21 protein-coding genes and 2 pseudogenes are annotated in these 24,525 nt (G+C 70.0%); 7 read left to right on the forward strand and 16 right to left on the reverse strand.

What is annotated here, in order from left to right:
* Window positions 1-38: 38 nt before the first annotated feature.
* Window positions 39-1,319: an MFS transporter gene (locus CES90_RS06930; RefSeq protein WP_189782369.1), complete on the forward strand. Its 1,281-nt coding sequence runs from the start codon at window positions 39-41 to the stop codon at window positions 1,317-1,319.
* 30 nt (window positions 1,320-1,349) lie between these two features.
* Here CES90_RS06930 and CES90_RS06935 read toward each other — a convergent pair whose 3' ends face one another.
* Entirely contained in the window at window positions 1,350-1,907 is a 558-nt protein-coding gene (locus CES90_RS06935; RefSeq protein ID WP_189782368.1) for a TetR/AcrR family transcriptional regulator, read from the reverse strand.
* A 100-nt stretch (window positions 1,908-2,007) separates the two neighbouring features.
* Between CES90_RS06935 and CES90_RS06940 the strand changes: the two genes are divergently transcribed.
* The gene (locus tag CES90_RS06940) at window positions 2,008-3,165 is read left to right on the forward strand and encodes an FAD-dependent monooxygenase (protein ID WP_189782367.1); all 1,158 of its coding nucleotides are present in this window, start codon (window positions 2,008-2,010) and stop codon (window positions 3,163-3,165) included.
* Window positions 3,166-3,202: 37 nt separating this feature from the next.
* Here CES90_RS06940 and CES90_RS06945 read toward each other — a convergent pair whose 3' ends face one another.
* Window positions 3,203-3,826 carry a TetR/AcrR family transcriptional regulator gene (locus CES90_RS06945; protein WP_189782366.1) on the reverse strand — a complete coding sequence of 208 codons (624 nt, stop codon included), beginning with the start codon at window positions 3,824-3,826 and terminating at the stop codon, window positions 3,203-3,205.
* 83 nt (window positions 3,827-3,909) lie between these two features.
* Here CES90_RS06945 and CES90_RS06950 point away from each other — a divergent pair, with 83 nt between their 5' ends.
* Window positions 3,910-5,124, forward strand: coding sequence for an FAD-dependent oxidoreductase (locus tag CES90_RS06950; RefSeq protein WP_229913744.1), 1,215 nt, complete (start codon window positions 3,910-3,912; stop codon window positions 5,122-5,124).
* A 119-nt stretch (window positions 5,125-5,243) separates the two neighbouring features.
* Window positions 5,244-6,248, forward strand: coding sequence for a sigma-70 family RNA polymerase sigma factor (locus CES90_RS06955; protein WP_189782365.1), 1,005 nt, complete (start codon window positions 5,244-5,246; stop codon window positions 6,246-6,248).
* Here CES90_RS06955 and CES90_RS06960 read toward each other — a convergent pair.
* Entirely contained in the window at window positions 6,141-6,527 is a 387-nt protein-coding gene (locus CES90_RS06960; protein ID WP_229913743.1) for an STAS domain-containing protein, read from the reverse strand. The two genes, CES90_RS06955 and CES90_RS06960, sit on opposite strands and share 108 nt — an antisense overlap.
* Window positions 6,528-6,748: 221 nt before the next feature.
* Here CES90_RS06960 and tnpA point away from each other — a divergent pair.
* Together tnpA and CES90_RS49350 are read left to right on the forward strand one after the other, a co-directional pair.
* Window positions 6,749-7,176, forward strand: a pseudogene (gene tnpA, locus CES90_RS06965) (IS200/IS605 family transposase).
* Window positions 7,177-7,316: 140 nt separating this feature from the next.
* Window positions 7,317-7,499: pseudogene (locus CES90_RS49350) on the forward strand (AEC family transporter); the annotation flags it as partial.
* Window positions 7,500-7,522: 23 nt separating this feature from the next.
* Here the strand turns inward: CES90_RS49350 and CES90_RS06970 are convergent.
* From CES90_RS06970 to CES90_RS07010, 9 genes are all read right to left on the reverse strand, one after another.
* On the reverse strand, window positions 7,523-8,119 hold the full coding sequence (locus CES90_RS06970; RefSeq protein WP_189782363.1) for a Uma2 family endonuclease: 597 nt from the start codon (window positions 8,117-8,119) through the stop codon (window positions 7,523-7,525).
* 123 nt (window positions 8,120-8,242) lie between these two features.
* Window positions 8,243-9,526: a thymidine phosphorylase gene (locus CES90_RS06975; RefSeq protein WP_189782437.1), complete on the reverse strand. Its 1,284-nt coding sequence runs from the start codon at window positions 9,524-9,526 to the stop codon at window positions 8,243-8,245.
* Between the two features lie 106 nt (window positions 9,527-9,632).
* Window positions 9,633-10,028 (reverse strand): cytidine deaminase, encoded by a 396-nt coding sequence (locus tag CES90_RS06980; RefSeq protein ID WP_189782362.1) that lies wholly within the window; start codon window positions 10,026-10,028, stop codon window positions 9,633-9,635.
* Window positions 10,025-11,299, reverse strand: coding sequence for an ABC transporter permease (locus CES90_RS06985; protein WP_189782361.1), 1,275 nt, complete (start codon window positions 11,297-11,299; stop codon window positions 10,025-10,027). Before CES90_RS06985 ends, CES90_RS06980 begins: the two co-directional genes overlap by 4 nt.
* Complete coding sequence (locus CES90_RS06990; protein WP_189782360.1) at window positions 11,296-12,441, reverse strand: ABC transporter permease; 1,146 nt, start codon at window positions 12,439-12,441, stop codon at window positions 11,296-11,298. Before CES90_RS06990 ends, CES90_RS06985 begins: the two co-directional genes overlap by 4 nt.
* A complete protein-coding gene (locus CES90_RS06995) occupies window positions 12,441-14,009 on the reverse strand; it encodes an ABC transporter ATP-binding protein (RefSeq protein ID WP_189782359.1) in 1,569 nt (522 codons plus the stop codon). Before CES90_RS06995 ends, CES90_RS06990 begins: the two co-directional genes overlap by 1 nt.
* 261 nt (window positions 14,010-14,270) lie before the next feature.
* A complete protein-coding gene (locus CES90_RS07000) occupies window positions 14,271-15,326 on the reverse strand; it encodes a BMP family lipoprotein (protein WP_189782358.1) in 1,056 nt (351 codons plus the stop codon).
* Between the two features lie 366 nt (window positions 15,327-15,692).
* Entirely contained in the window at window positions 15,693-16,748 is a 1,056-nt protein-coding gene (locus CES90_RS07005; protein ID WP_189782357.1) for a BMP family lipoprotein, read from the reverse strand.
* A gap of 308 nt (window positions 16,749-17,056) precedes the next feature.
* A complete protein-coding gene (locus tag CES90_RS07010) occupies window positions 17,057-18,313 on the reverse strand; it encodes an amidohydrolase (RefSeq protein ID WP_189782356.1) in 1,257 nt (418 codons plus the stop codon).
* 409 nt (window positions 18,314-18,722) lie between these two features.
* Between CES90_RS07010 and CES90_RS07015 the strand changes: the two genes are divergently transcribed.
* On the forward strand, window positions 18,723-18,950 hold the full coding sequence (locus CES90_RS07015) for a hypothetical protein (RefSeq protein WP_189782355.1): 228 nt from the start codon (window positions 18,723-18,725) through the stop codon (window positions 18,948-18,950).
* Between the two features lie 308 nt (window positions 18,951-19,258).
* On the opposite strand, the gene CES90_RS07020 is transcribed toward CES90_RS07015, so the two are convergent.
* The 4 genes from CES90_RS07020 to CES90_RS07035 form a co-directional block, all read right to left on the reverse strand.
* Window positions 19,259-20,341 (reverse strand): hypothetical protein, encoded by a 1,083-nt coding sequence (locus CES90_RS07020; RefSeq protein WP_189782354.1) that lies wholly within the window; start codon window positions 20,339-20,341, stop codon window positions 19,259-19,261.
* A gap of 247 nt (window positions 20,342-20,588) precedes the next feature.
* Window positions 20,589-21,527 (reverse strand): N-acetylneuraminate synthase family protein, encoded by a 939-nt coding sequence (locus CES90_RS07025; RefSeq protein ID WP_189782353.1) that lies wholly within the window; start codon window positions 21,525-21,527, stop codon window positions 20,589-20,591.
* Window positions 21,528-21,541: 14 nt separating this feature from the next.
* Window positions 21,542-22,945: an N-acylneuraminate cytidylyltransferase gene (locus CES90_RS07030; RefSeq protein WP_189782352.1), complete on the reverse strand. Its 1,404-nt coding sequence runs from the start codon at window positions 22,943-22,945 to the stop codon at window positions 21,542-21,544.
* A 47-nt stretch (window positions 22,946-22,992) separates the two neighbouring features.
* On the reverse strand, window positions 22,993-24,369 hold the full coding sequence (locus CES90_RS07035) for a DUF6716 putative glycosyltransferase (protein WP_189782351.1): 1,377 nt from the start codon (window positions 24,367-24,369) through the stop codon (window positions 22,993-22,995).
* Window positions 24,370-24,525: the final 156 nt, after the last annotated feature.

Below are 24,525 nucleotides of genomic sequence, written 5' to 3' on the forward strand. Positions count from 1 at the left end.
ATTGGACGGATGAACCGTGGCGTACGTAGTTTCGAGGCATGCCTTCCGCCAGTACCGAGGCGTCCACCACCGTGGGCGCCGTATCAGCCACGCCCGACCGTTCGCATGCTTACGACTCCCGAGTGGCCCCCGGCGGTCCCGGCTACCGCCGGATGAGCCTGGCACTGTTCCTCGCGGGGGTCGCGACCTTCGCCCTTCTCTACTCCACGCAGGCGCTGCTGCCGCTGATCTCGGGCGGCTTCGGGGTGACGGCGAGCGCGGCGAGCTGGACGGTGTCGGCGGCGACCGGTGCGCTGGCGCTGTTCGTGCTGCCGATGAGCGCGCTGTCGGAGCGGTTCGGGCGGCGTACGTTGATGACGGTGTCGCTGGCGGTGGCGGTCACGGTCGGGCTGTTGATCCCGTTCGCGCCGTCGCTGGGCGCGCTGGTCGTGCTGCGGGCGGTGCAGGGTGCGGCGCTGGCCGGGGTTCCGGCGTCGGCGACCGCCTATCTCGCCGAGGAGGTCCGCCCCAAGGCCCTCGTCACCGCGATCGGCCTCTTCGTCGCCGGCAACAGCGTCGGCGGCATGAGCGGCCGGGTCGTCACCGGCTGGGTCGCGCAGGAGTGGGGCTGGCGGGTCGCGCTCGGTGTGCTCGGCGTGCTCGCGGTGGGCTGCGCGGTGGCCTTCCGGCTGCTGCTGCCCGCGCCGAAGCACTTCGTGGCCGGGTCGCTGCGGCCTACAGTGCTCGCCCGCACGGTCCGCGCCCACCTCGCCAACCCGCTGCTGTGCCGCCTGTACGCCATCGGTGCCCTCTTCATGACGGTCTTCGGCGGCGTCTACACCGTCATCGGCTACCGCCTCGCCGAGGCCCCCTTCTCCCTCCCCCAGGGCATCATCGGCTCGGTCTTCCTCGTGTACCTGGTGGGTACGGCGTCGGCGTCGACCGCCGGGAAGCTGGTGGGACGACTGGGCCGGCGGGGCGCCCTGTACCTCGCGGGCGGCACGACGACCACCGGTCTGCTGGTGTCCCTGTCCGACTCCCTCGCACTGGTGCTGCTCGGTCTGGTCCTCATCACCGCCGGCTTCTTCGCCGGGCACGCGGCCGCGTCGTCGGCCGTCAGCCACACGGCCAAGGAGGGCCGCGCCCAGGCGTCGGCGCTCTACCAGTCCGCGTACTACGTGGGCTCCAGCGCGGGCAGCACCCTGGGCGCGATCGCCTTCCACACCGGGGGATGGTTCGGAACGGTCGCCCTGGGGCTGCTGGCCGTGGCGGGCGTCGTGGCCATCACGGTCGTCGGGTCCCACGCGGCCCGCGCGCAGCGGCTGGTGGCGGCCCACTGAGGTCCGTACGGGATGCCGTGGAGGACTGCTTCACGACAGCGCCGCCGCCACCAGCCTGTGGATCTCCGGGACGGACACACTTCCACCATTCACCAGACGATCGAACACCACCCCGTCCACGCAGGTCAGCAGCGTGATGGTGCGCTCCTCGGCATCCGTGAGGCCGTGTGCGGTCAGGAAGTCGTGCACGACTTGTCGCCCCGCGTTCTCGCGCGGTACGAGGATTTCCTGCAGCTCGGGGTGGTGGACGCTCTCGATGGCACACGCGTAGCGCGCGAGGGAACGCCGTCGGCCCTCTCCGGTGAGCCGCCGCTCGACGAACGCGGCGAGCCCGGCCGCCAATTCATCGGTGTTCCGCGGCACCGGTGGCCGCTCGCCGATTTCCTGCAGCTCCGCCTGGTCGAGAGCGACCAGGTGCCGGACCAGTGCGGTGAGCAGCGCCTGGCGGGTGCGGAAGTAGGCGGAGGTGGTGCCGGGCGGCAGATTCGCCATGCGATCCACGGCGCGGTGGGTCAGTCCTCGTATCCCGGACTCGGCGAGCACGGTGACGGCCACGTCGGCGAGGAGAGTACGTCGATCGGTGGACACCCCCCATTTCTACACCTGTAGAGAGCCGGAGTAATCTCCGATTACGCTCCTTCTACATCTGTAGAAGGGCAGCGGCAGGACGGGTGGAGGAGGACCGGGCATGGGCGGCAGCGCGGTGGTGGTCGGCGGGGGCATCGGCGGGCTGGCCGCCGCGCTCGGGCTACGGCTGATCGGCTGGGAAGTAACGGTCGTGGAACGCGTCGCCGCCCTGGCCGACGCGGGCGCGGGCATCTCCCTGCACGCCAATGGGCTGCGCGCCCTGGATGTCCTCGGCGTCGGCGCGGTGGCGCGTACGGCGGTGCGACCGCAGTACACCGGGGGCACGCGCACGCCGGGCGGCGGCTGGCTGGCCCGGATGGACGGCGCCGCGCTCGAACGCGAGCTGGGAACACCGATCGTCGGCATCCCCCGAGCCGTACTGCACCGACTGCTGCGCGAGGCCCTGCCGCCCGAGTGTCTCGCCGTAGGGGCCGAGGTGACGTCCGTGGACGACTCGGGCCCCGGCCGGGTGCGCGTACCGGTCGGGGGTGGCGTCCTGGAAGCGGATCTGGTCGTGGCCGCCGACGGAGTGGGCAGTCGGCTGCGCGGCCGGTTGTTTCCCGGTCACCCCTGCCCCGTCTACAGCGGGTCGACGGTCCTACGTGCCATCACCGAGCATCCGGTGACCTTGCCCACCGACTTCGAACTGACGTGGGGGCAGGGGGCGGAGTTCGGTCACATCGCCTTCGCCGACGGCCGGGCCGAGTGGCACGCGGTCCTCAACTCGCCGCCCGGGGTGCGACATGCGGACCCCCTCGCCGCGATGCGCCGCCGCTTCGGCGACTGGCACGATCCGGTCCCCGCGCTGCTGGACGCCACCCGGCCCGAGGCCGTCCTGCACCACGACATCCACGAGTTGGCCACGCCCCTGCCCGCCTTCACCTCGGGCCGGATCGCCCTCCTCGGCGACGCGGCCCACGCCATGAGCCCGAACCTCGGCCAGGGCGCCTGCCAGGCACTGGAGGACGCGGCCACCCTGGCCGCCGCGCTCGCCACCGAACCCACGCTTGAATCGGCCCTCACCCGCTACGACACCGAACGCCGCCCACGCAGCCAGTCCGTCGCACGCGCAGCCCGTCAGGCCCGCCGGATGGGCCAGCAACTGACGCACCCTCTCGCCGTAGCCGTACGCAACACGGCCCTCCGCCTGGCCCCGCCCCGCACGATGATCCGGGCCGTTCTCCGCCACGCCGACTGGACGCCGCCGAGCCTGGACTGACGGGAGAACGACGCGACCCACGGGCCGTGGCGGCTGGTCAGCTCGCGCCTGCCGCGGGTCCCGCCAGGCCGTGCAGCAGCAGGGCGGTAAGGGTGTCGATGATCTCCTCGTCGGTGACGCGTGGGCCGCGTTCCCCTGCGGTGATGACCGCGAACCCGAGCATCGAGACCATCGCCCCCATGGCCGCGGCGATCAGTGTGGGGTCACCCGGGAGCTGGTGGCCGCGCCGACGGAGCCACTCCAGGTGCTCGCGGAAAGTGCTCGTCTCCTCGGTCATGCTCGTCCATGCGCGACCCTCGACGGGCGGGCCGGCGAAGTTCGTCTGCATCAGGGCCACGACCACCGGCAGGTGGTCGCGGATCACCCGCCATGTCACGGCCAGATGTTCCCGAAGCTGCTCGGGGTCGGTCAGATCGTGATCGGCCGGGTGGCCGTCCACGCCGATCTCCGCGTCGGCCTGCGCGTCCAGGTCCTGCAGCAAGGCCTGGAGCAGGGCGTTCTTGTCCGCGAAGTGGGCGTAGAAGGAGCCGGTGGCGCGTCCCGCCTCGCGGGTGATGTCGGTGATCTTCGTGTCGAGGTAGCCGCGCTCGGCGAACAGACGCCGTGCCGCGTCCTTCAGCGCCGCCTCGGTCTCGGCGGCCTTCTCCTTGCGTACGCCCATCGGGTGGGGCTCCTTCTCGGGCTTGACGTGTGGCCGACCCCCCATCATAGTGAACCCCAATTCGATGAACCATCATTCAGTGAATGAGCATTCAGGGGGCACGTGTGAACGTCATCGTGATCGGCGGCGGAGTGGCTGGCGCGGCCAGTGCGACAGCACTGCGGCGGCTCGATGTGGAGGTCACGGTGTATGAGGCGTACGCCGAACCGGCAGGTCAGGTGGGCTCATTCCTGAGCCTGGCGTCCAACGGTCTACGGGTGCTGCGCTCACTCGGTGTACTGGAGCAGGTACAGCGGGCCGGGATCGACATGCCGGGCCAGCGCATGTGGTCGAGTTCGGGCAAGCTGCTGGGTGAGGTCCCGCGGGGCCGGATGAGCGGCGACGAGTTGCACAGCGTGACCCTGATGCGGGGCGCACTGGTCGAGGCGCTGCGTGCGGAGGCGCTCGCGGCCGGGGCGGACATCATCACCGGTGAGCGCCTGGTGGACGCGGTCACCACCGAGGAGGGCGTACGGGCGGTCTTCGCGAGCGGCCGTACGGCGGAGGCTTCGCTGCTCCTCGGCGCTGACGGCGTCCGGTCGGCCACTCGGTCGCTGCTCGCCCCGCACTCGCCCGCCCCTGAGTACGCCGGCCTCTACAGTGTCTCGGGTATCGCGGATGGCATCGAGACCGAACCCGGCATCTTCAACATGACGTTCGCCCGCAACGGCACCTTCATCCACCTCGCTGCCCCCGGCGACAGGGTCTGGTGGTCGGCCCAGGTCCCCTGCCCCGCACAGCCGCGGCTCGGCCTCACCGACGAGGAATGGCTGCGCCGCCTGGCCGGGCTCTACCGGCACGAGCAGGTACCGTCCGCGATCCTCGAGGCCACCGTCGAACTGCACCGCCCCACCCTGATGCACAGGCTCGACGCGCTCCCGGTCCACCACAACGACCGCATCGCACTGCTCGGAGATGCCGGACACCCCGTCGGTGCGGGTCAGGGCGCGTCGATGGCCTTGGAGGACGCCCTGGTCCTGGCGCAGTCAGTGGCCGCGGAGTCCTCGGTGGCGGCCGCCGTCTCGGCGTACGAGACTGCCCGTTCGGCCCGCATTGCCAAGATGGTCAAGGCGGCCGGCAGCAACCGTGACGCCAAGACGGCCGGTCCGCTCGCGCGGCGGATGCGCGACCTTGTGATGCCGGTGGCGGTCCGCCTCTTCTACGAGAAGGCCACGGCCTGGCTCTACACCTACGACTGCGGTGAACTGCCGACCGGTCGGACGAATGGAGCCTCCCAGATCCGCAGCCCACGACTCTGAGCGCCTCTGACCTGCGCGTTCTTTCGCTCGTCGGGCCATTGTCAGTGGGCTGCGGTAGCTTCCGGAGTGTTGGCGCAAAGGTGCGTGTGACGCGAGTGAGCCACAGGGGTGGGTTGGCCATGAGTGACGGTACGGCGACGGTGGAACTGGATGCCCGGCTGGAGAAGCACCGGGTCGAGCTGACCGGGTACTGCTACCGGATGCTCGGCTCGTCCTTCGAGGCGGAGGACGCGGTGCAGGACACGATGATCCGGGCCTGGCGGAGCTATGAGAAGTTCGAAGGGCGGTCGTCGCTGCGGTCGTGGCTGTACCGGATCGCCACGAATGTGTGTCTGGACATGCTGACCGCGGGGAACAAGCGGGCCCGGCCCATGGATCTGACCGAGTCCACGCCTCTCGCCCAGGCGGCCCTCGCCCCGCGCCCGGACAACACCTGGCTGGAGCCGGTCCCGGACGCCCGGGTGCTGCCGACGACCGCCGACCCGGCCGAGGCCGCGGTGGCGAAGGAGTCCGTGCGGCTGGCGTTCGTCGCGGCGCTGCAGAAGCTGCCGTCGAAGCAGCGGGCGGTCCTCATCCTGCGCGAGGTGCTGGCGTGGAAGGCGAGCGAGGTCGCCGAGCTGCTGGACACCTCGGTCGCCTCGGTGAACAGCGCGTTGCAGCGGGCCCGCGCGACCCTTGCCGAGGGCGACGGCCAGGTGGCGGAGGGCGATGTCTCCGACCCGCTCGACGACGAGCAGCAGAAGCTGCTGGAGCGGTATGTGGCCGCCTTTGAGGGATACGACATGGCGGCGCTCACGGCCCTGCTGCACGAGGACGCGGTCATGACGATGCCGCCGTTCGATCTGTGGCTGACCGGGACGAGCGACATCACCGGGTTCATGACCACGCTCGGCGCGCCCTGTGCCGGCTCGCACCTCGTGCCGGTCGCGGTGAACGGGCTGCCGGGCTTCGCGCAGTACAAGCCGGATCCGGAGCAGGGCGGCTTCAGCGCGTGGGCCGTGCAGGTGCTGGAGATATCAGAGGGCCGGATCGCCGGGTTCCACTGCTTTCTCGACACCGCCCGCTGGTTCCCCCTCTTCGGCCTCCCCCTCCACATCGAAGGCAAGCCCGACGAGGCCCAGTAGCGCGCGCAGGGAAGGGTCCGGGTCCCGCAGCCGTATCCGGCCCCCGGCCCGCCGCGCGGCGAGCTGCATCCGGGCCAGTGCGTCGATGGTGGCGAGGCCGGGAGGTCCGATCCCCCCGACATCGCACACCACCGTCCCGGCCCCGGTCGCGTCGAGCAGCGCCCGCACGTCGTCACAGAGCCCCGGCACCCCGTCCCTGGTGAGGGGGCCGGCCAGCACGAGTACAGCGGGTGTCATGGCGTCCACGAACGGTAGACCTGCCAGGCGGACGTAACTCATCGGTCAACTTGACCCGGTCCTGAAGGACCGGGCTTGGAGGTAGTGCCCGGCTGGCTGCTGGGGTGGACTCCTCCGTCCAGACACCCCGTTATGGGGTGGCAGGGACGTGTGACTCACGTCCCGCATTCCACACGCTCTCGCCCCGGGTGGCGATGTTGTGGGAAGCATTCCGGTCGGCGTGGGCAACGACCCCGCATCCCCGACAGATGAAACATTGATCTATGTCACCATGCCGGGAGCCAAACCCCGATATCCGCAGGGGCCGTAGCGTCGTCCACACCCTCCACGCACACTTGGTCTTCACCCCAAGTACCGGCGCGGACCATTCACCGACGAGATCCTTCGGCGCTGCGAAGAGGTCATGCGTGACGTGTGCACCGACTTCGGCGCGGAGCTGCGGGAGTTCAACGGCGAACGCGATCACGTCCACCTCCTGGTGCACTACCCGCCCAAGGTCGCCATCTCCCGACTCGTAGGCTCCCTCAAGGGTGTCTCCGCCCGGCGCCTGCGGCAGGAGTTCCCCGGCCACATCCGCGAGTACCTGTGGGGTGAGCACTTCTGGTCGCCGTCCTACTTCGCCGCCTCGTGCGGGGGCTCCCCGCTCGCCGTCATCAAGGAGTACATCGAGAACCAGAAATGTCCCGGCTGAGGTCAATAGCGCAGACCCGCGCACCCGCGCGAGTCAGAGCAGCGTCAAGAAGCGCTTCCTCCCGGGCGTGAACGCCCGGGGTTCCGCGCTAGATCATGCTGAATATCCGACGGCCACCATCGCATCATCAAGGGGACGCCGTGCAGGGGGTGTTGACGGGCTTCGCCGTCATCGCGGTCTTCGTCGGTGTGGGATACGCGATCGGACGCGCCGGCTGGGATCTTCGTCGCGGTGGGCGTCGTACGGGGCTGGGGCTGGGCCGTACGACGATCGGCGCGCTCTGTGCCAGCTACGTCGACTCCGGCACCCTCGGCACCCCGATCGTCACGTGCAGGAACCGACGAACCTACTTGGCCGGGAACACACTGGTGTCCAGCGTGAACGCGAAGGGCTCAGGGAGTTCGATGGCGTCGCCGAACTTGCCCGCGCGCAATACGCGATAGACGTCACCCTTGGGCTCCCCGTAGAGCGTGACGGTGGGACCGCCCGGGGCCCAGCCGTCGATGAGCAGGTACAGGGGCACTCCTGCCTGGGCATAGCCCGCGGCCTTCTTGATCCGATCGTTGCTCGCGTTGGACTTCGAGGTGATCTCGACGACCAGTTCGGCGGCGGCTGCGGGGATGTAGTTGCCGTCTCCTTCGGCGTACAAAGCATCCCTGGGCGCGACAGCGAGGTCAGGAATGTAGAGCCCGGCACGAGACGGTACAGCCGTGCCCAGCGTCTGATAGATCCCCCAGTCTTCTGGGATCTCCGGATAGAGGCGACGCTGCACGCGGTCGGCAATGTCGTTGTGGGCAATGGACGGCGGTGGTGCCACGGTGACGATCCCCTCGATGATCTCCACCTTGCAGCCCTCGGGGGCGTCCGTCTCCTGCCAGATTCGGACGAGGTCGTCCCACTCGTGGCCACTGGCCGTCGTGTGGTCGACAGTGAGTGCGCTCATGGCAGTTTTCTCCCATCGGTGCGTCACCGACTACAGCATGCCGAACGGGACCGGCGCGGGTCCACCGATCCCGTTCACCCGAATGGGGCCGTGACATCAGCGGCCTCCGGCCGCGGGCCCAGGTCAGGCGATACGTTCCAGTACCACCGGCGACGCAGTGAACTCCGTGCCGTGCGCCGCGATGTCGTACGAGCCCTCGACCGCCTCCAGGGCGTACGCGAAGCGCTCCGGGGTGTCGGTGTGGAGGGTCAGCAGGGGCTGGCCCTCGGTGACCGTGTCGCCCGGCTTGGCGTGCATCTCGACGCCCGCGGCGGCCTGGACCGGGTCCTCCTTGCGGGCGCGGCCGGCGCCGAGGCGCCAGGCGGCGATGCCGATGTCGTAGGCGTCGAGGCGGGTGAGGACACCGGAGGCGCCCGCCTTCACCACATGCTGTTCGCGAGATGTCGGGAGCGGGGAGTCCGGGTCGCCGCCCTGGGCCGCGATCATGCGGCGCCAGGCGTCCATCGCCGAGCCGTCGGCCAGGGCCTTCGCCGGGTCGGCGTCCTTCACGCCCGCCGCGTCCAGCATTTCGCGGGCCAGGGCGATGGTGAGTTCCACGACGTCCGCGGGGCCGCCGCCCGCCAGGACCTCCACCGATTCGCGGACCTCAAGGGCGTTGCCCGCCGTCAGGCCCAGCGGGGTCGACATGTCCGTCAACAACGCGACCGTCTTCACTCCGTGGTCCGTGCCCAGGCCCACCATCGTCGAGGCCAGCTCACGGGCGTCGTCCAGAGTCTTCATGAAGGCGCCGCTGCCCACCTTCACGTCCAGGACCAGCGAGCCCGTACCCTCCGCGATCTTCTTCGACATGATCGAGGAGGCGATCAGGGGGATGGATTCGACCGTGCCGGTCACATCGCGGAGTGCGTACAGCTTCTTGTCCGCCGGGGCCAGGCCGTCGCCCGCCGCGCAGATCACCGCGCCGACGCCGTCCAGGACGGACAGCATCTCCTCGTTGGAGAGCAGGGCGCGCCAGCCGGGGATCGACTCCAGCTTGTCCAGGGTGCCGCCCGTGTGGCCAAGGCCCCGACCCGACAGCTGGGGAACGGCCGCGCCGCAGGCCGCCACCAGGGGGGCCAGCGGGAGGGTGATCTTGTCGCCGACACCGCCCGTGGAGTGCTTGTCGGCGGTCGGGCGGGAGAGGGACGAGAAGTCCATGCGCTCGCCGGAGGCGATCATCGCGGCCGTCCAGCGGGCGATCTCACGGCGGTTCATGCCGTTGAGGAGGATCGCCATGTTGAGGGCGGCCATCTGGTAGTCGGCGACCTCGCCCCGGGTGTACGCGTCGATGACCCAGTCGATCTGCTCGTCGCTGAGCTCACCGCGGTCCCGCTTGGTGCGGATGACGGAGATGGCATCCATCGACAAAGACGTCATGGCTTTCCTTCCGAAGGTTCCGAAAGCGATCCGATGCTGATCGGACCGGAAAGTGCGCGGCCCCCCTGAGCGCCAACTCAGAGGGGCCGCACGGGAGTTACTTGGTGAGATGGTCCGGGCCGAAGGCCTGGGGCAGCATCTCCGAGAGCGGCACGATTCCCGCTGGGGTCTCCAACAACAGACCCGGGCCGCCGAACTCGTACAGCAGTTGGCGGCAGCGGCCGCACGGGACGAGGACCTCGCCCTTGCCGTCGACGCAGGTGAAGTGCGTCAGACGGCCGCCGCCCGTGCGCTGGAGCTCCGAGACCAGTCCGCACTCGGCGCACAGGCCGAGGCCGTACGACGCGTTCTCGACGTTGCAGCCCGAGACCGTACGGCCGTCGTCGACGAGGGCGGCGACGCCGACCGGGTAGCCCGAGTAGGGGGCGTACGCGTGGGACATGGCGTCCCGGGCCACGGCCCGCAGCTCCTCCCAGTCGACGACGGCGGTCACTTGCCTTGTCCCTTCCGGTACGGCAGGCCGTCCGCCTTCGGCATCCGCAGTCGCTGGGCGGAGAGCGCAAGGACGATCAGGGTGATGACGTACGGCGTGGCGGCGACGACCTGGTTGGGAACCTCGTTGGTGACGGCGTACCAGGTGAGGACGAGGGCGCCCACGACGGCGGTGATCGCGGCTCCGACGTACTTCTTGCGGACGGCCATCCAGATGGCGCCGAGGAGCAGGAGCAGCGCGCCGAGGAGGAGCAGGGCGTGGACGTTCTCGGAGCCGCCGCGCAGGTTGAGGCTGTCGGTGTAGCCGAAGAGGCCGGCGCCGATGGCGAGGCCGCCCGGCATCCAGTTGCCGAAGATCATCGCGGCGAGGCCGATGTAGCCGCGGCCGCCGGTCTGGCCCTCCAGGTAGAAGGGGTTGGCGACGATGGCGAGGAAGGCGCCGCCGAGGCCGGCCAGACCGCCGGAGATGATCACGGCGAGGTACTTGTACTTGTAGACGTTGACGCCGAGGGACTCGGCGGCGACCGGGTTCTCCCCGCAGGAGCGCAGCCGCAGACCGAAGGCGGTGCGCCACAGGATCCACCAGGTGCCGGGGACCAGGGCGACGGCGACGATGGTCAGCCAGGAGACGTTGGTGACGAGGCCGCCGAGCAGGCCGGCGATGTCGGAGATGAAGAACCAGCCCTTGGCGTTGAGGTCTCGCAGCGCGTCGGAGAGTCCGGGGACCGTGAAGGTGCCGAGGGAGTCGACCGCCGGGGACTGCTTGGCCGAGCCGCCCTGGTGGCCCACGAAGGCGAGGGGGGCGAGGTAGCGGGTGGCGCCGAGGGCGAGGATGTTGATGGCCACACCGGAGACGATGTGGTTGACGTTGAAGGTGACGGTGACGAAGGCGTGCAGCAGACCGCCGATCGCGCCGCCGATGATGCCGACGAGGACACCGGTCCACGGGCCCCACTGGAAGCCGGCCCAGGCGCCGAACCAGGTGCCGAGGATCATCATGCCTTCGAGGCCGATGTTGACGACGCCCGCGCGCTCGGCCCACAGACCGCCGAGACCGGCGAGGCCGATGGGGACGGCGAGTTGGAGGGCGGTGGACATCTGGCTGACGTTGGTGATGCCGTCCGCGCCGGTGATGAGGCGGACCATCGAGGTCAGCGCCAGGACACCGGCGATGACCAGCAGCAGCACGGGCAGCGACAGCTTGCGGCCGGTCGGGGTGGCCGGCTGCAGCGAGGGCTGGTTGACATCGGTCGCGGTGGTGCTCGTGGTCATCGGCCAGCCACCTCCTTCTTGACGTTGTTGTCGGCGGAGCCGTCGGCGCCGAGACCGCCGAGAACATGGCCCGCGGCGAGTTCGGCGCCGACCCGGCGCTGCTGGCGGCGCAGGCCCCACTCGCGTACGGCCTCGTAGGAGACGACGACCGAGAGCACGATCAGGCCCTGCATGATGACCGCGATCTCCTTGTCGTAGTCGTGGAAGTCCAGCTCGGGCGAGGCCTTGTCGAGCCAGGCCCACAGCAGGGCGGCGAAGGCGATACCGACCGGGCCGTTACGGCCGAGCAGGGCGATGCCGATGCCGAGGAAGCCGATGCCGGTGGGGAAGTTGAGGCTGTAGGTGTGGGTGTCGCCGAGCAGGATCGGCAGGCCCGCGAGGCCCGCGACGCCGCCGGAGATCAGCATGGCGGTTATCACCATGCGCTTGGGGTCGACACCGCTGGCCGCGGCGGCCGTCTCCGAGGCGCCGGAGGCGCGCAGGTCGAAGCCGAAGCGGGTGCGGTTGATGACGATCCAGTAGCCGATGCCGAGCAGCGCGGCGAGGATGACCAGGCCGTAGATCTCGCCGGCCTTGCCCAGGTCGAAGCCGGGCACCCAGCCGGACTCGGCCATCTCGCCGGTGGTGTTGTTGTTGCCGACCTTGACGCCGAAGACGTTCGGCAGCCAGAGGTAGCCGATGACGGAGGTGGCGATCGCGTTCAGCATGATCGAGGCGACGACCTCGCTGACCCCGCGGGTGACCTTGAGGACACCGACGATGCCGGCCCAGAAGGCGCCGGTGAAGATCGCGGTGAGCATCAGCAGCGGGATCTGGAGGACGGCCGGCAGGTCCATGTGGGCGCCGACGATCGCGGTGATCATGGCGCCGAGCAGGTACTGGCCGTCGACACCGATGTTGAACAGGTTCATCCGGAAGCCGATGGCCACCGCGAGAGCCGCGATGTAGTACAGCGAGGCCTGGTTGATGATCCGGACCTGGATGTCGGAGAACGAGGCCTGCTCGAACATGATCGAGAACGGCTCGACCGGGTTCTTGCCCGAGGCGAGCAGCACGATCGCCGTCAGGACGAAGGCCACGGCGAGCGCGAGGACCGGTCCGGCCACCGCGAGGAGCACGCGCTCCTTGTCGAACTTCTTCATCAGCGGGCCTCGTCTTCCGGGGACTCGGGAGCCTTGCCCGGGGTCTCGGGGGTCTCTTCGTGTTCGAGGTGGCCGGTGGCGGCGCCGGTCATGGCGGAGCCCAGCTCCTCGGGGGTGATGGTGGCCGGGTCGGCGTCGGCGACCAGCCTGCCGTTGTAGATCACCCGGAGGGTGTCGGACAGACCGATCAGCTCGTCGAGGTCGGCGGAGATCAGCAGCACGGCCAGGCCCTCGCGGCGGGCCTCGCGGATCTGGTCCCAGATCTGGGCCTGCGCGCCGACGTCCACGCCACGCGTCGGGTGGGCGGCGATCAGGAAGCGCGGCTTGTGGCTCATCTCGCGGCCGACGATCAGCTTCTGCTGGTTGCCGCCGGAGAGGGAGGCGGCGGTGACGTCGATGCCGGGGGTGCGGACGTCGTACTCCTCGACGATCCGGCGTGTGTCCTCCTGCGCGGCCTTCGGGTCGAGCCAGACGCCCTTGGCGTTGGGCCGCTCGGTCACATGGCCGAGGATACGGTTCTCCCAGAGGGGGGACTCCAGCAGCAGACCGTGCCGGTGGCGGTCCTCGGGGATGTAGCCGACGCCCTGCTCGCGGCGCTTGCGGGTGGGCCAGGCGGTGATCACGTCGTCGGCCAGCGTGATGGTGCCGGAGTCGGCGTGCTTGAGGCCGATCAGCGCGTCGACCAGCTCGGTCTGGCCGTTGCCCTCGACACCGGCGAGGCCCAGGACCTCGCCCGCGTGGATGGTGAAGCTGATGTCGTCGAGGAGCGCCTTGCCGCCGGCGGTCTCCAGACGGAGGTCCTCGACGGTCAGTACGGGGCGGTCGGTGACCGTCGACTCGGCCGTCTCCGGGGTGGGCAGCTCGCTGCCGACCATCAGCTCGGCGAGCTGACGCGGGGTGGTCTCGGCGGGGACGGCCGTGCCGACGGTCGTGCCGCGGCGGATGACGGTGATCTCGTCGGCTACCGACAGCACCTCGCCCAGCTTGTGCGAGATGAAGATGACCGACAGGCCCTGCGCCTTGAGCTCGCGCAGGTTGGCGAAGAGCGCGTCGACCTCCTGCGGCACCAGGACGGCGGTGGGCTCGTCCAGGATCAGGGTGCGGGCGCCGCGGTAGAGGACCTTGAGGATCTCCACGCGCTGGCGCTCGGCGACACCGAGCTCCTCGACCAGGACGTCGGGGCGCACCCCGAAGCCGTACCGGTCGGAGATCTCCTTGATCTTGCGGCGGGCCTTGGCGCCGATGCCGTACAGCTTCTCGCTGCCGAGGACCACGTTCTCCAGAACGGTCAGGTTGTCGGCGAGCATGAAGTGCTGGTGCACCATGCCGATGCCGCGCACGATGGCGTCGGCCGGGGACGAGAAGGAGACCTGCTCGCCGTCGATCGCGATGGTGCCCTCGTCCGGCTTCTGCATGCCGTAGAGGATCTTCATCAGGGTCGACTTGCCGGCGCCGTTCTCCCCGACGAGGGCGTGGACGGTGCCCTGGCGGACGGTGAGATGGATGTCGTGATTGGCGACGACACCCGGGAATCGCTTGGTGATCCCGGCGAGTTCGACGGCGGTCACCTGACCGTTGACCGCCGCGTCGGCCGGAGGGCTGCTGGACGCGTTGATGGCGCACTCTCCTGGGAAAGGGGGTCGTCTACGCGCGTAGCGCCCCTACGGCATCGAAAGCGGGCGACGCCCCAGCGGTGCCGGGTAGACAACGGGGCACAGGGAGCGATGTTCCCCGTACCCCGTTGAGCGCACGTAACCCCGCGGTTACCGGCGGCTCCGAAGGCGCCTGAACATGCCTGGAGTCGCGCGACTGCTCGTGGTACAGCTGGGTCAGCTGGTCTTGACCTTGATCTCGCCGCTGATGATCTTCTCCTTGGCCGTACTGATGGCTTCCTGGAGCTCGGTGTTGCTCTTGAACTCGGGGTTGGACTCGGCGAGGCCGACCTCGCCGGTCTTCAGATCGCCCCTGACGATACCGGTCCCGGGATTGCCGTCCTCGACCGACTTCGCAAGGTTGTACACCGCCTTGGCGACGTCCTTCGTCGCCGAGGTCAGGATGGAGTCCTTGTACTTCGCGAGGGCTTCCTGCCGGTACTGGTCGGAGTCGACGCCGATCGCCCAGATCTTGTTGGCGGCGGCGGCCTCGATCACGCCCTGACCGGACAGACCGGCGGCCGCGTACACGACGTCGGCCTTCTTCTCGATCTGACCCTCGGCGGCCGTCTTGCCCTTGTCAGGGCTGGAGAAGCCACCCTCCTCGGCCGTCTGGGTCAGGTACTGCGTCAGCACCTCGGCCTTGGAGTTGGTGTCCTTGACGCCCTGCTCGAAGCCCGCCTGGAACTTGTGGATCAGCGGGATGTCCACACCGCCGACGAAGCCCACGGTGTTCGTCTTGGTGGCCTTGGCCGCCGCGACACCGGCGAGGTACGAGGCCTGCTCCTCGGAGAAGACCAGGTCCGCGACGTTGTCCAGCTGGACCGTGGAGTCGTCGACGATGCCGAAGGTGGTGTCCGGGTACTGCTCGGCCGCCGCCTTCACGGCCGTCGCGTACGCGTAGCCGACGCCGACGACCGGGTTGTAGCCCTGCTTCGCCAGCGAGACCAGGCGCTGCTCCTTGTCGGAGTCCGTCTCGCCCTCGGTGGGCTCGATGTCCTGGGTCTCGTACCCGAACTCCTTCTTCGCCTGCTCCAGGCCCGCGTACGCGGCGTCGTTGAAGGACTGGTCGCCCTTGCCGCCGACGTCGTACGCGATGGCGAGGCCCTTGTCGCCCTCGGAACCGGCGGAGGAGGAGGACGCCTCCGTCGAGGTGCCGCCGCAGGCGGAGAGGACGAGGGCGAGGGAGGCGGTCGCTGCGCCTGCGACCGCGAGGCGGGAAACCCGGCGCATGTTTTGGTGCTCCTGTCGTACAAGCGCCGGGGGGTACTGCTCGGGTGGTGCGTCACAGCTTCGGCGCCTTTGGCTTTCGCCGAGGGTAACGCGCGTAGACCCTCCGGGAAAGGCTGGGGGACCACGTTGTTATGGGGCCGTGTTCCAACGTGGGGCGGGGGTGGTGCGGGGGTTTGCCGGTCGAGTGTCGGCTGCAGGTGCGTTGGGGCTGGTCGCGCCCACACGGCGGAGCCGCATATGTCACAGCCCCGCCATGTCACAGCCCCGCGCCCCTGAAAGGGCGCGACTGGCACCCAGCAGCGGAAAGGCGAAGCGGGCGGGTGTCCGAGGACACCCGCCCGCTGCTCAGCACTCAGAGATGCGTGACTACTCGGTCTTCACCTTGATCGTGCCCGCGATGATGTCCGCCTTGGCCTTGTCGACCGCGGCGGAGAGGCCCTCGATCTTGGCGTACTCCGGGTTGGTGTCGGAGAGGCCCACGCCGTTGACCTTGAGGTCGAAGGTCTGGGCGCCGGTAAGGGGCTTCTTGTCCTCGACGGACTTGGCGAGGGCGTAGACCGCGCCGCCGACGTCCTTGAGGGCGGAGGTGAGGATGTAGTTCTTGTAGGAGGCGAGGGCTTCCTGGTTGTACTGGTCGGAGTCGACGCCGATCGCCCAGACCTTCGCCTTGGCGGCGGCCTCGATGACGCCCTGGCCGGAGAGACCGGCCGCCTGGTAGACGACGTCGGCCTTCTTCTCGATCTGACCCTCGGCGGCGGCCTTGCCCTTGTCAGGGCTGGAGAAGCCGCCCTCTTCGGCGGTCTGGGTCAGGTACTGGGAGATGACCTTGACCTTGCCGCCGCTGGTGTCCTCGACGCCCTGCTTGTAGCCGGCCTCGAACTTGTGGATGAGCGGGATGTCCACACCGCCCACGAAGCCCACGGTGTTCGTCTTGGTGGCCTTGGCGGCCGCGACACCAGCGAGGTACGAGGCCTCGTTCTCGGCGAACAGCAGGGAAGCCACGTTGTCGGCCTTCACTTCGGCATCAATGAGGCCGAAGGTGGTGTCCGGGTAGTCCTTGGCCACGGCCTCCATCGCGGGGCCGTACGCGAAGCCGACGCCGATGACGGGGTTGTAGCCCTGCTTGGCCAGGGAGGCCAGGCGCTGCTCCTTGTCCGCGTCGGTCTCGCCCTCGGTGGGCTCGATGTCCCGGGTGTCGTACCCGAACTCCTTCTTCGCCTTCTCCAGGCCCGCGTACGCGGCGTCGTTGAAGGACTGGTCGCCCTTGCCGCCGATGTCGTAGGCGATGGCGAGGCCCTTGTCGCCCCCGGTCTCGTCGCCGCCGTTGCCGCTCTCGCTGCTGGTTCCACCACAGGCCGTGGCGGCGAGCGCCAGCGACGCGACCCCCACCGCGACGCGGGTCAGTTTGGAAATCCGACGCATCTTGAAGTTCCCCATCTTGTCCACAGACCCGCAGCCGGGTGCTCAGTTCGGCGCACATTAACGCGCGTAGACACTCCTGGGAACGGGGTTTCGACAGGCCGTTATCCATTCGTGCCGATGGCCGGTTACATCCTCGTGAACCATGGGATCGAAAGGGACGTCTGGGGTGGAGCCCCTCTCCTGTCCCTCGCGTTCCGTGTCCGTGGGTGGCTTGAGCGTGATGATGCGCGTGCCGTACGGGGCCGTACGGACACGCGCACCAGGCTGCCGCGAGGGTTGGGTGATGCGCAACCGGAAGGGATCGACGCCTATCCGGCGGTGGCCGCCGCGTCGATCAGCTGCATGCGGGCGTGGAGGAGGGCGGCCGCGGTGAACAGCTCGACGCCTACGGTGATGGCGTGCTCGTCGGCGTCGAAGTCGCCCTGGTGGAGGTCGCGGACGGTGAGGTCGCCGGGGCGGCGGACGCCGAGGCGGGCCATGGCGCCCGGGACGTGCTCCAGGTACCAGGAGAAGTCCTCGCCGCCGAGGCTCTGCTCGGTGTCCTCGATGGACTTGTGGCCGCGGCGGGCGGACATGGCGTCGTGGAGCAGCTCGGTGACGACCGGGTCGTTGACGACCGGCGGGACGCCCCGGATGTAGTTGATCTCGGGCTTGGCGCGGTGCATGGTCGCGACCTCGGCGATCGCCTCGTGCACCAGGTCGGGCGCCTGCCGCCAGGCGTTGATGTCGAGGCAACGCACGGTGCCGGAGAGCTCGGCGTGCTGCGGGATGACGTTCGGGGCGTGGCCCGACTCGACGCGGCCCCAGGTCACGGAGAGCCCGCTGCGGGCGTCGACCCGGCGGGCGACCAGCGCGGGCACATCGGTGACGACGCGGGCGGCGGCGGTGACGAGGTCGGTGGTGAGGTGGGGGCGGGCGGTGTGGCCGCCGGGGCCGTCGAGCGAGATCTCCAGGCGGTCGCAGGCCGAGGTGATGGGCCCGTGGCGCAGTCCGATACGGCCCGCGTCGACTCTGGGGTCGCAGTGGACAGCGATGATCCGCCCGACGCCGTCGAGCGCGCCCGTCTTGATCACGTCGGCGGCGCCGCCCGGGAGGACCTCCTCGGCGGGCTGGAAGATCAGCCGTACGGGTCGCGGCAGCTGCCCCTGCCTGTGCAGCTCGGCGAGGACGAGCCCGGCGCCGAGGACGACGGTGGTGTGCACGTCGTGGCCGCAGGCGTGGGCGCGGTCCGGGACAGTGGAGCGGTAGTCGCAGTCCACCTTGGTGTCCGGGATGGGCAGGGCGTCGATGTCGGCGCGCAGCGCGAGGGCCGACCGGGTGCCGTCCCAGTCGCCGATGTCACAGATGAGCCCGGTTCCGGTGTCGAGCACGCGCGGCCGGAGCCCTGCCTTCTCCAGGCGGGCCTTGATCGCGGCGGTCGTACGGAACTCCTGGTTGCCGAGCTCCGGGTGCATGTGCAAGTCACGTCGGAACGCGACGAGTTCGGCACGCAGGGCTTCCGGCAACGTACCGGGGAGCGCGGCTTCGGCTTCCCCTGGCAGATCGGCCTCGGACTCTCGGGACATCAGTTGCTTCACCCTCTGAAGAGTAGGGCGATCGGGCGGCCGTCCAACCCACGATCAACAAAAAATCAGCCCGTGAGGCGAAGATTTCCGGCCGCACTACGCATACGTATTGGCAGGGATGGGTATACCCGTCCGCCTTTCGGGGCGGGCAGACCTCGAAGAGCGGGACGCCATCGACCGGGGTACCCGGAGCGTCCCTCAGGGAACGCCGGGGTTGCCCGCGATTCCCAACATCTAAACGTCCGGGGGTGCCCGAACGATTCCCACCCTCCACGCATACCACGTCCGCGCCACTCACCCATCCCGGAACCATCACCACCGGGTGACTGTTCGGCTACGTGGGGCGCCCGGCGCGGGGTTCGCGGGCAGTCTGCGGTCATCGAGTCGGTGGCCGAAGGGGTGACGGATCATGGTGGCGTGCGGCTGCGGCGAGGAGCAGATCCCCTGGATGCTGGCGAGGTTCGGCATGCTCGGCACGGCGGGGTTCGTCCTCGCCGCCCTGGTCCTGATGACGCTGGTGGGCTGGGCCCTGGCCTCGGCGATCTGGCTGCTGCGCGCACGGGGCGGGGCGGTCGCGGAGGAGACGGGGGCGTCGTCCGGGTTGGCCGGATTCACCTGGCGGGAGGACGAAACGTAGGCCGCGTACGCCCTCGGCTTCAGCGCAGGCGCCTGTCGGCTCCGCCTGTGACCAACACCTCGGCCGTACGTGCGGTGAGAGACGTCACTTCAGCATGCTTCCGAGTGACGGACGTCACTCGGAAGCATGAGATGCACGGCTGCGCTAGGGCGTGTCTGGAGTTGTGATGTGGATCAGGGAGCGGGGCGCGGTGCGTGCGATCGCAAGGCGCCGGAAGACCCTCGTAGCGGAGCTACTAGGGCATTTCGGCAACGCGGCGAGCGTGCGTGCCACGCCCCGCGAGCCCAGATCACAACTCCAGACACGCCCTAGATCGGCGCCACCGACGACAACCGGTGTACATCCCGCGCCGTCCCCGTGACGCCCGACAGGAAGCCCTGAGCCCGGGGGGAGGCGTTCTCCGTCAGCCAGGTGGGGTCGATGTCGCAGACGGCGACGCGTACGTCCGTTCCGGCGAGGGCCAGGGGGAGGGTGTGGACCACCGTCGACGGGAAGCTCAGGATCGTGCGGCCGATGGGGCCGCGGCGGGCGATGAGTTCCAGGGGGAGGTCGGGGCGGACTATCTCCAGGCCCGTCTCGGTCGCCAGGGCGTGGAGTTTCTCGGCGTTTTCGCGGCGGTGGGCGAAGTAGCGGGCCGCGCCGTTCGCTCTCGCCAGCGAGCGGACGGCTTCAAGGTAGCGGTCGCCGTCCACCACACCCGTCTCCACGAGGGACGTGCCCACCAGGTCGGCGCCCTTGGTGACGCGAGGCGGGCCGAAGCGGGCGCGGGTCCAAGCGAAGGCGTTGGCGGTGACGGTGACGCCCTCGGGGGTCTCCTCGATCGGCATGGAGGAGAAGACCTCGACGCGCCGGCCGGCGGTCGGGGTCAGCCGCTTGCGGGCCTTGGCGGAGACCGGGGCGAAGACCAGGTCCCGGGGGCCGGGGCGGCCGCCCTTGCGGTGCCAGCGGACAAGGCGTTCGCCGCGGGCGAGCTGGGAGACGAACTCCATGGTGGCGGTGCCGTCGTCCACGACGACGACGTCCGGTGCCTTGGTGATCGTCAGCAGCAGTTGGACGTAGCGGGAGAAGGGGTCTCCCAGGACGATGCGGCTCGCGGCGCGCAGGAGGGGGGCGAGGCCCCCGACCGTGCGGAACGGGGCGGCCGTACCGCCGCGTGCCTCCTCCCACCGCACCTCGTGGCCCTCGTCCCGCGCCAGCTCCGCCATACGGCGCAACTGCCCCCGGGTCATGGGGTCGTTGGGTGACAGGACGACGAGGGTGAGCCCCGCGCCGGGGGCCTCCACCACGCCGGAGGCATGGGCGTGCGCCCACTCCAGCACGTTCAGCAGCTGTACCGGACTCTCGACGAAGGCGAGAGTGTGGGTGCCGGCGGTTCCGGCGCGAGGGCTCATCGACGTGTGTCCGTCGCTTCCGTGAGTACGGATCTTCAGGGGCCGGGGGGAGCAGGGTGCCCCAGCACCGGGTGCCGCCGATATGGCGGGCACCCGGTGCTGGGGCGGGGCTGGGCTGGGTTGGGCTGGGTTGGGTTGGGCTGGGCTGGGTTGGGCTGGGTTGGGCTGCACAGCTCGGCGCTACGAGGTGCCGCTGCGCCCACCCTCCCCCATCGCCCCAGCGGCACGACTGCCCGCAGCTACGGCGTCAGACGTTGACGGGCTCGCCCGCGGCCGCCGCGATCTCCGCCTCGGCGACGACGCCGGTGACGCGGCGCAGCTTCTTCATGGGGCCGAGCTCGGAGTCGTAGACCTTCTTGACGCCGTCGCCGAGGGAGGCCTCGATGGTGCGGATGTCGCGCACCAGGCGCTGCAGGCCCTGGGGCTCGACGGAGGCGGCCTGGTCGGAGCCCCACATCGCGCGGTCGAGGGTGATGTGACGCTCGACGAAGGTGGCGCCGAGGGCGACCGCGGCGAGCGTGGTCTGCAGGCCCGTCTCGTGGCCGGAGTAGCCGATCGGGACGTTCGGGTACTCCTCCTGGAGCGTGTTGATGACGCGGAGGTTGAGCTCCTCGGCCTTCGCCGGGTAGGTCGAGGTGGCGTGGCAGAGCAGGATGTTGTCGCTGCCCAGGACCTCGACCGCGTGGCGGATCTGCTTCGGGGTGGACATACCGCTGGAGAGGATGACCGTGCGGCCGGTGGCGCGCAGGGCGCGGAGCAGCTCGTCGTCGGTCAGGGACGCGGACGCGACCTTGTGGGCGGGGACGTCGAACTTCTCCAGGAAGGCGACGGCCTCGGTGTCCCACGGGGAGGCGAACCAGTCGATCCCCTTCTCCTTGCAGTACTCGTCGATCTGGCGGTACTCGTCCTCACCGAACTCCACGCGGTGGCGGTAGTCGATGTAGGTCATGCGGCCCCAGGGGGTGTCGCGCTCGATGTCCCACTGATCACGGGGGGTGCAGATCTCGGGGGTGCGCTTCTGGAACTTGACGGCGTCGCAGCCGGCCTCGGCGGCCACGTCGATCAGCTTGAAGGCGTTCTCCAGCTCACCGTTGTGGTTGATGCCGATCTCGCCGCAGACGTAGACGGGCTGGCCGGGGCCGGCGGTCTTCGAACCGAAGGTGCGCAGACGGGAGTTGGTGCTCATGGCGGGACGTTTCCTTAACTGTCGAGGGGGGCGGGAGAGTCGAGAGAGGGACCGAGGATCCAGCCGGCGATCTCTCTGATCGCGCCTTCGCCACCGTGGACGGTGGTGACCGCGCGCGCGGCGCCGCGGACGATGTCGTGGGCGCTTCCGACCGCCACGGGCCAGCCCACGAGGGCGAAGCACGGGAGGTCGTTGACGTCGTTGCCGACGTAGAGCACGCGCTCGGGCGCGATGCCCTGTTCCTCGCACCACTGCTTCAGTGCGAGGTCCTTCCGGTCGATGCCGTGGAGCACCGGGATCTGCAGCTTCCGGGCCCGGGCGGCAACCACCGGGTTCTTCTCCGAGGACAGGATGAGCATGGTGAGGCCGCTCTTGCGGAGGGCCGCGATGCCGAGTCCGTCGCCGCGGTGCACGGAGACGAACTCGCGTCCGTCGGAGTCGATCAGCACCCGGTCGTCGGTCTGGGTGCCGTCGAAGTCGAGGACGACCGCGTCGATGTCGGCGGCGGTCGGGAGGGCGCCGGGGCGGTTCGCGTCGAAGAGCGGCGCGAGTGCCTGGGCGCGGGCGAGGTCGTGCGGGTCGTCGATCTCCAGGACCCGGGCGGGGTCGGTGCGGACGAGTTCCGTACGGCCGAAGAAGCGGTGCTGGTGCTTGCGCAGGCCGGCCGCGTCCATGGCGTAGGCGGCGCCGGTCTCCAGCAGGTCCTGCGGGCGGTCCTGACGGCGGGGGCGGAACGACTTGTCGTGGTTGACGCCATAGCCCCCGGCGGTGAGCGCGGACGTGGCGTGGCTGTCGTCGGCCGGGGCCGCACCAAGCCCGGCGGCGGGCCCGTGGGCGGCGTCGGCCACGCCCGGCGCGCCACCGCCGGCCACGGCCTCACCGACGCGGCCCGTCTCGCCGCCGGTGAACTCGTCGGCGGTGTCGCGCCAGATGAACCCGTGGAACGGGGCGACGGTGAGCGCGGTGTCGGCGCCGTGCTCCACGACCGCGCGGGCCACGCCGTCGATGTCCTCGCGCAGGATGAACGGGCTGGTGCACTGGACCAGGAGGACCACGTCCACCGCGACGCCGTGCTTGGCCTCATGGGCGTCCAGGGCGTGCAGGACCGCGGCCTCGGAGGTGGCGGTGTCGCCGGCGATGGCCGCGGGCCGCAGCACGACCTCGGCTCCGGACTCACGGGCGGCGGCGGCGATGGCGTGGTCGTCCGTGGAGACGACCACGTTCGTCACCAACTCGGCGGCGAGGCACTCGCGGACCGCGCGGGCGACCAGCGGAACACCGCCGACGGGCGCGAGGTTCTTCGCGGGGACGCCCTTGGACCCGCCGCGCGCGGGGATGACGGCGACGACACGGCGCGGGGCCGTCCCGGGGCCCGTCGCCGAGGCGGAAGTAGCTGGGCCCGCTTCCGGGTGGGACATGGCTGGTGCTCCTTGCGGTGCTTGCGAAGCGGTGGAGGGGCGGCGGCTCACAGCTCCCCCATCCGCCGGATGACGGGCGCCACGCGCTGCACCCCGTGCCGGTAGGCGCCGCGCGCCGCCCGGCGCACGATCTGCCGTACGGGCCCGGCCTGCTTGTCGGCGGCGGGCGCCCCGGGCAGCGGGCTGCCGTCGGGGCCGAGGTGGTGGCGGGCGAGGATGCCGGGCAGATAGCCGGGCGCGGTCACGGTCGTGTAGTACGGCGTGAGGGGCGGGAGTTCGGTGGCCGCGACCAGCTTGGCGATGCGGTCGCGGGCGGCGTCGAAGGCGGTGGCGTACGAGCCGTCCGCGACGACGCCCTGCCGGGCCACCCACTCGGGGTCGGGCACCGGCTCGTGCCCGGCGTCCAGCTGGTCCCAGGAGGCGAGGCAGCCGGAGCCCACGAAGTGGTGGTTGCCGAGCGTCTCGCGGATCCCGAGGTCGGTGAGGACGACGGTGGGGATACGGCGGTGCAGGGACTCCAGCGCGGCGGTGGAGCTGATGGTGACCAGCAGGTCGGTGGTGTCGAGGACCTCGCCCATGTTCCCGTACGACAGGCGGAAGTTGTCCGGCAGGCCACCGGGGAGCTTCTCCGCCAGCTTCTGGTACGGGAGTTCCTCGATATGCGTGGTGTGCTCACCCGGCTTGGAGCGCAGCTTCAGCAGCACCTGGCGCTCCGGGTGCTTCCGGGCGTGCTTGATGAGCCGGTTCAGCAGGTACGTACGGTCCTTGCGGTTGTCCGGGACGGACGGCTGTACGGCGAACACGACCGTGTACGGGTCGTTCCGGCCGGCGTAGGGCTTGCCGCCGAGGAAGGGCAGTGCGACCTCGGTGACCGAGGAGGCGTCAGCGCCCACGCCCTCGTACACGGCGCGGAAACGGTCCGCGTCCTGGCGGGAGTTGGCGAGGACGAGGTCCGCGCCGTGCCGCAGCAGCAGGCCGTCGGCGAGCTTTTCGTATACGACGCCGACGTACCCGGTGACGATCACGGGCCGCTTGGTGCGCGCGCCCCAGGCGTTCTTGAGGCCGTGCAGCATCGCCTGGACGCCCCCGCCGACGAGGGCGAGCACGACGACGTCGTACGACCCGGCCGCCTCCTCGGCTCCCATGACGCGCAGGAACTCGACGGCGGTCACCTCGCGGAGTGAGTCCGCGCGGACGCCGACCTCGTCGAGCTGGCGGGCGGTAGGGGTGGCCCGGCCACGCAGGAGGAACCCGTCCAGACGGATCTCCGAGGCACCCCCGTGTTCCGGGGCGATGCGCTTCGCGGTGAGCGCGCCCCACTTCCACCGGGTGTCGGAATCCGCGAGGACGGCGACCCTCAGGGGTCTCGTCGAGCTTGCTGGCGTACTTGCTGGCACGCCGAAGACGCTAGGAAGCGATTCCATTGATCCGCCCAACCTGAAGGCAACAAAGGGTTAACAGCACATCGCCAAATGGCGAATCAGGTCACGAACGGCAAGAAAACCCCCCCGGTTTACAGGACCGCCACGTGTCGTTCACGTAACATCAAGCGGGCGGTCAAGATGAATGCCGGACGACAG

This window comes from Streptomyces capitiformicae (assembly GCF_002214185.1).
GTDB classification, from domain to species: domain Bacteria; phylum Actinomycetota; class Actinomycetes; order Streptomycetales; family Streptomycetaceae; genus Streptomyces; species Streptomyces capitiformicae.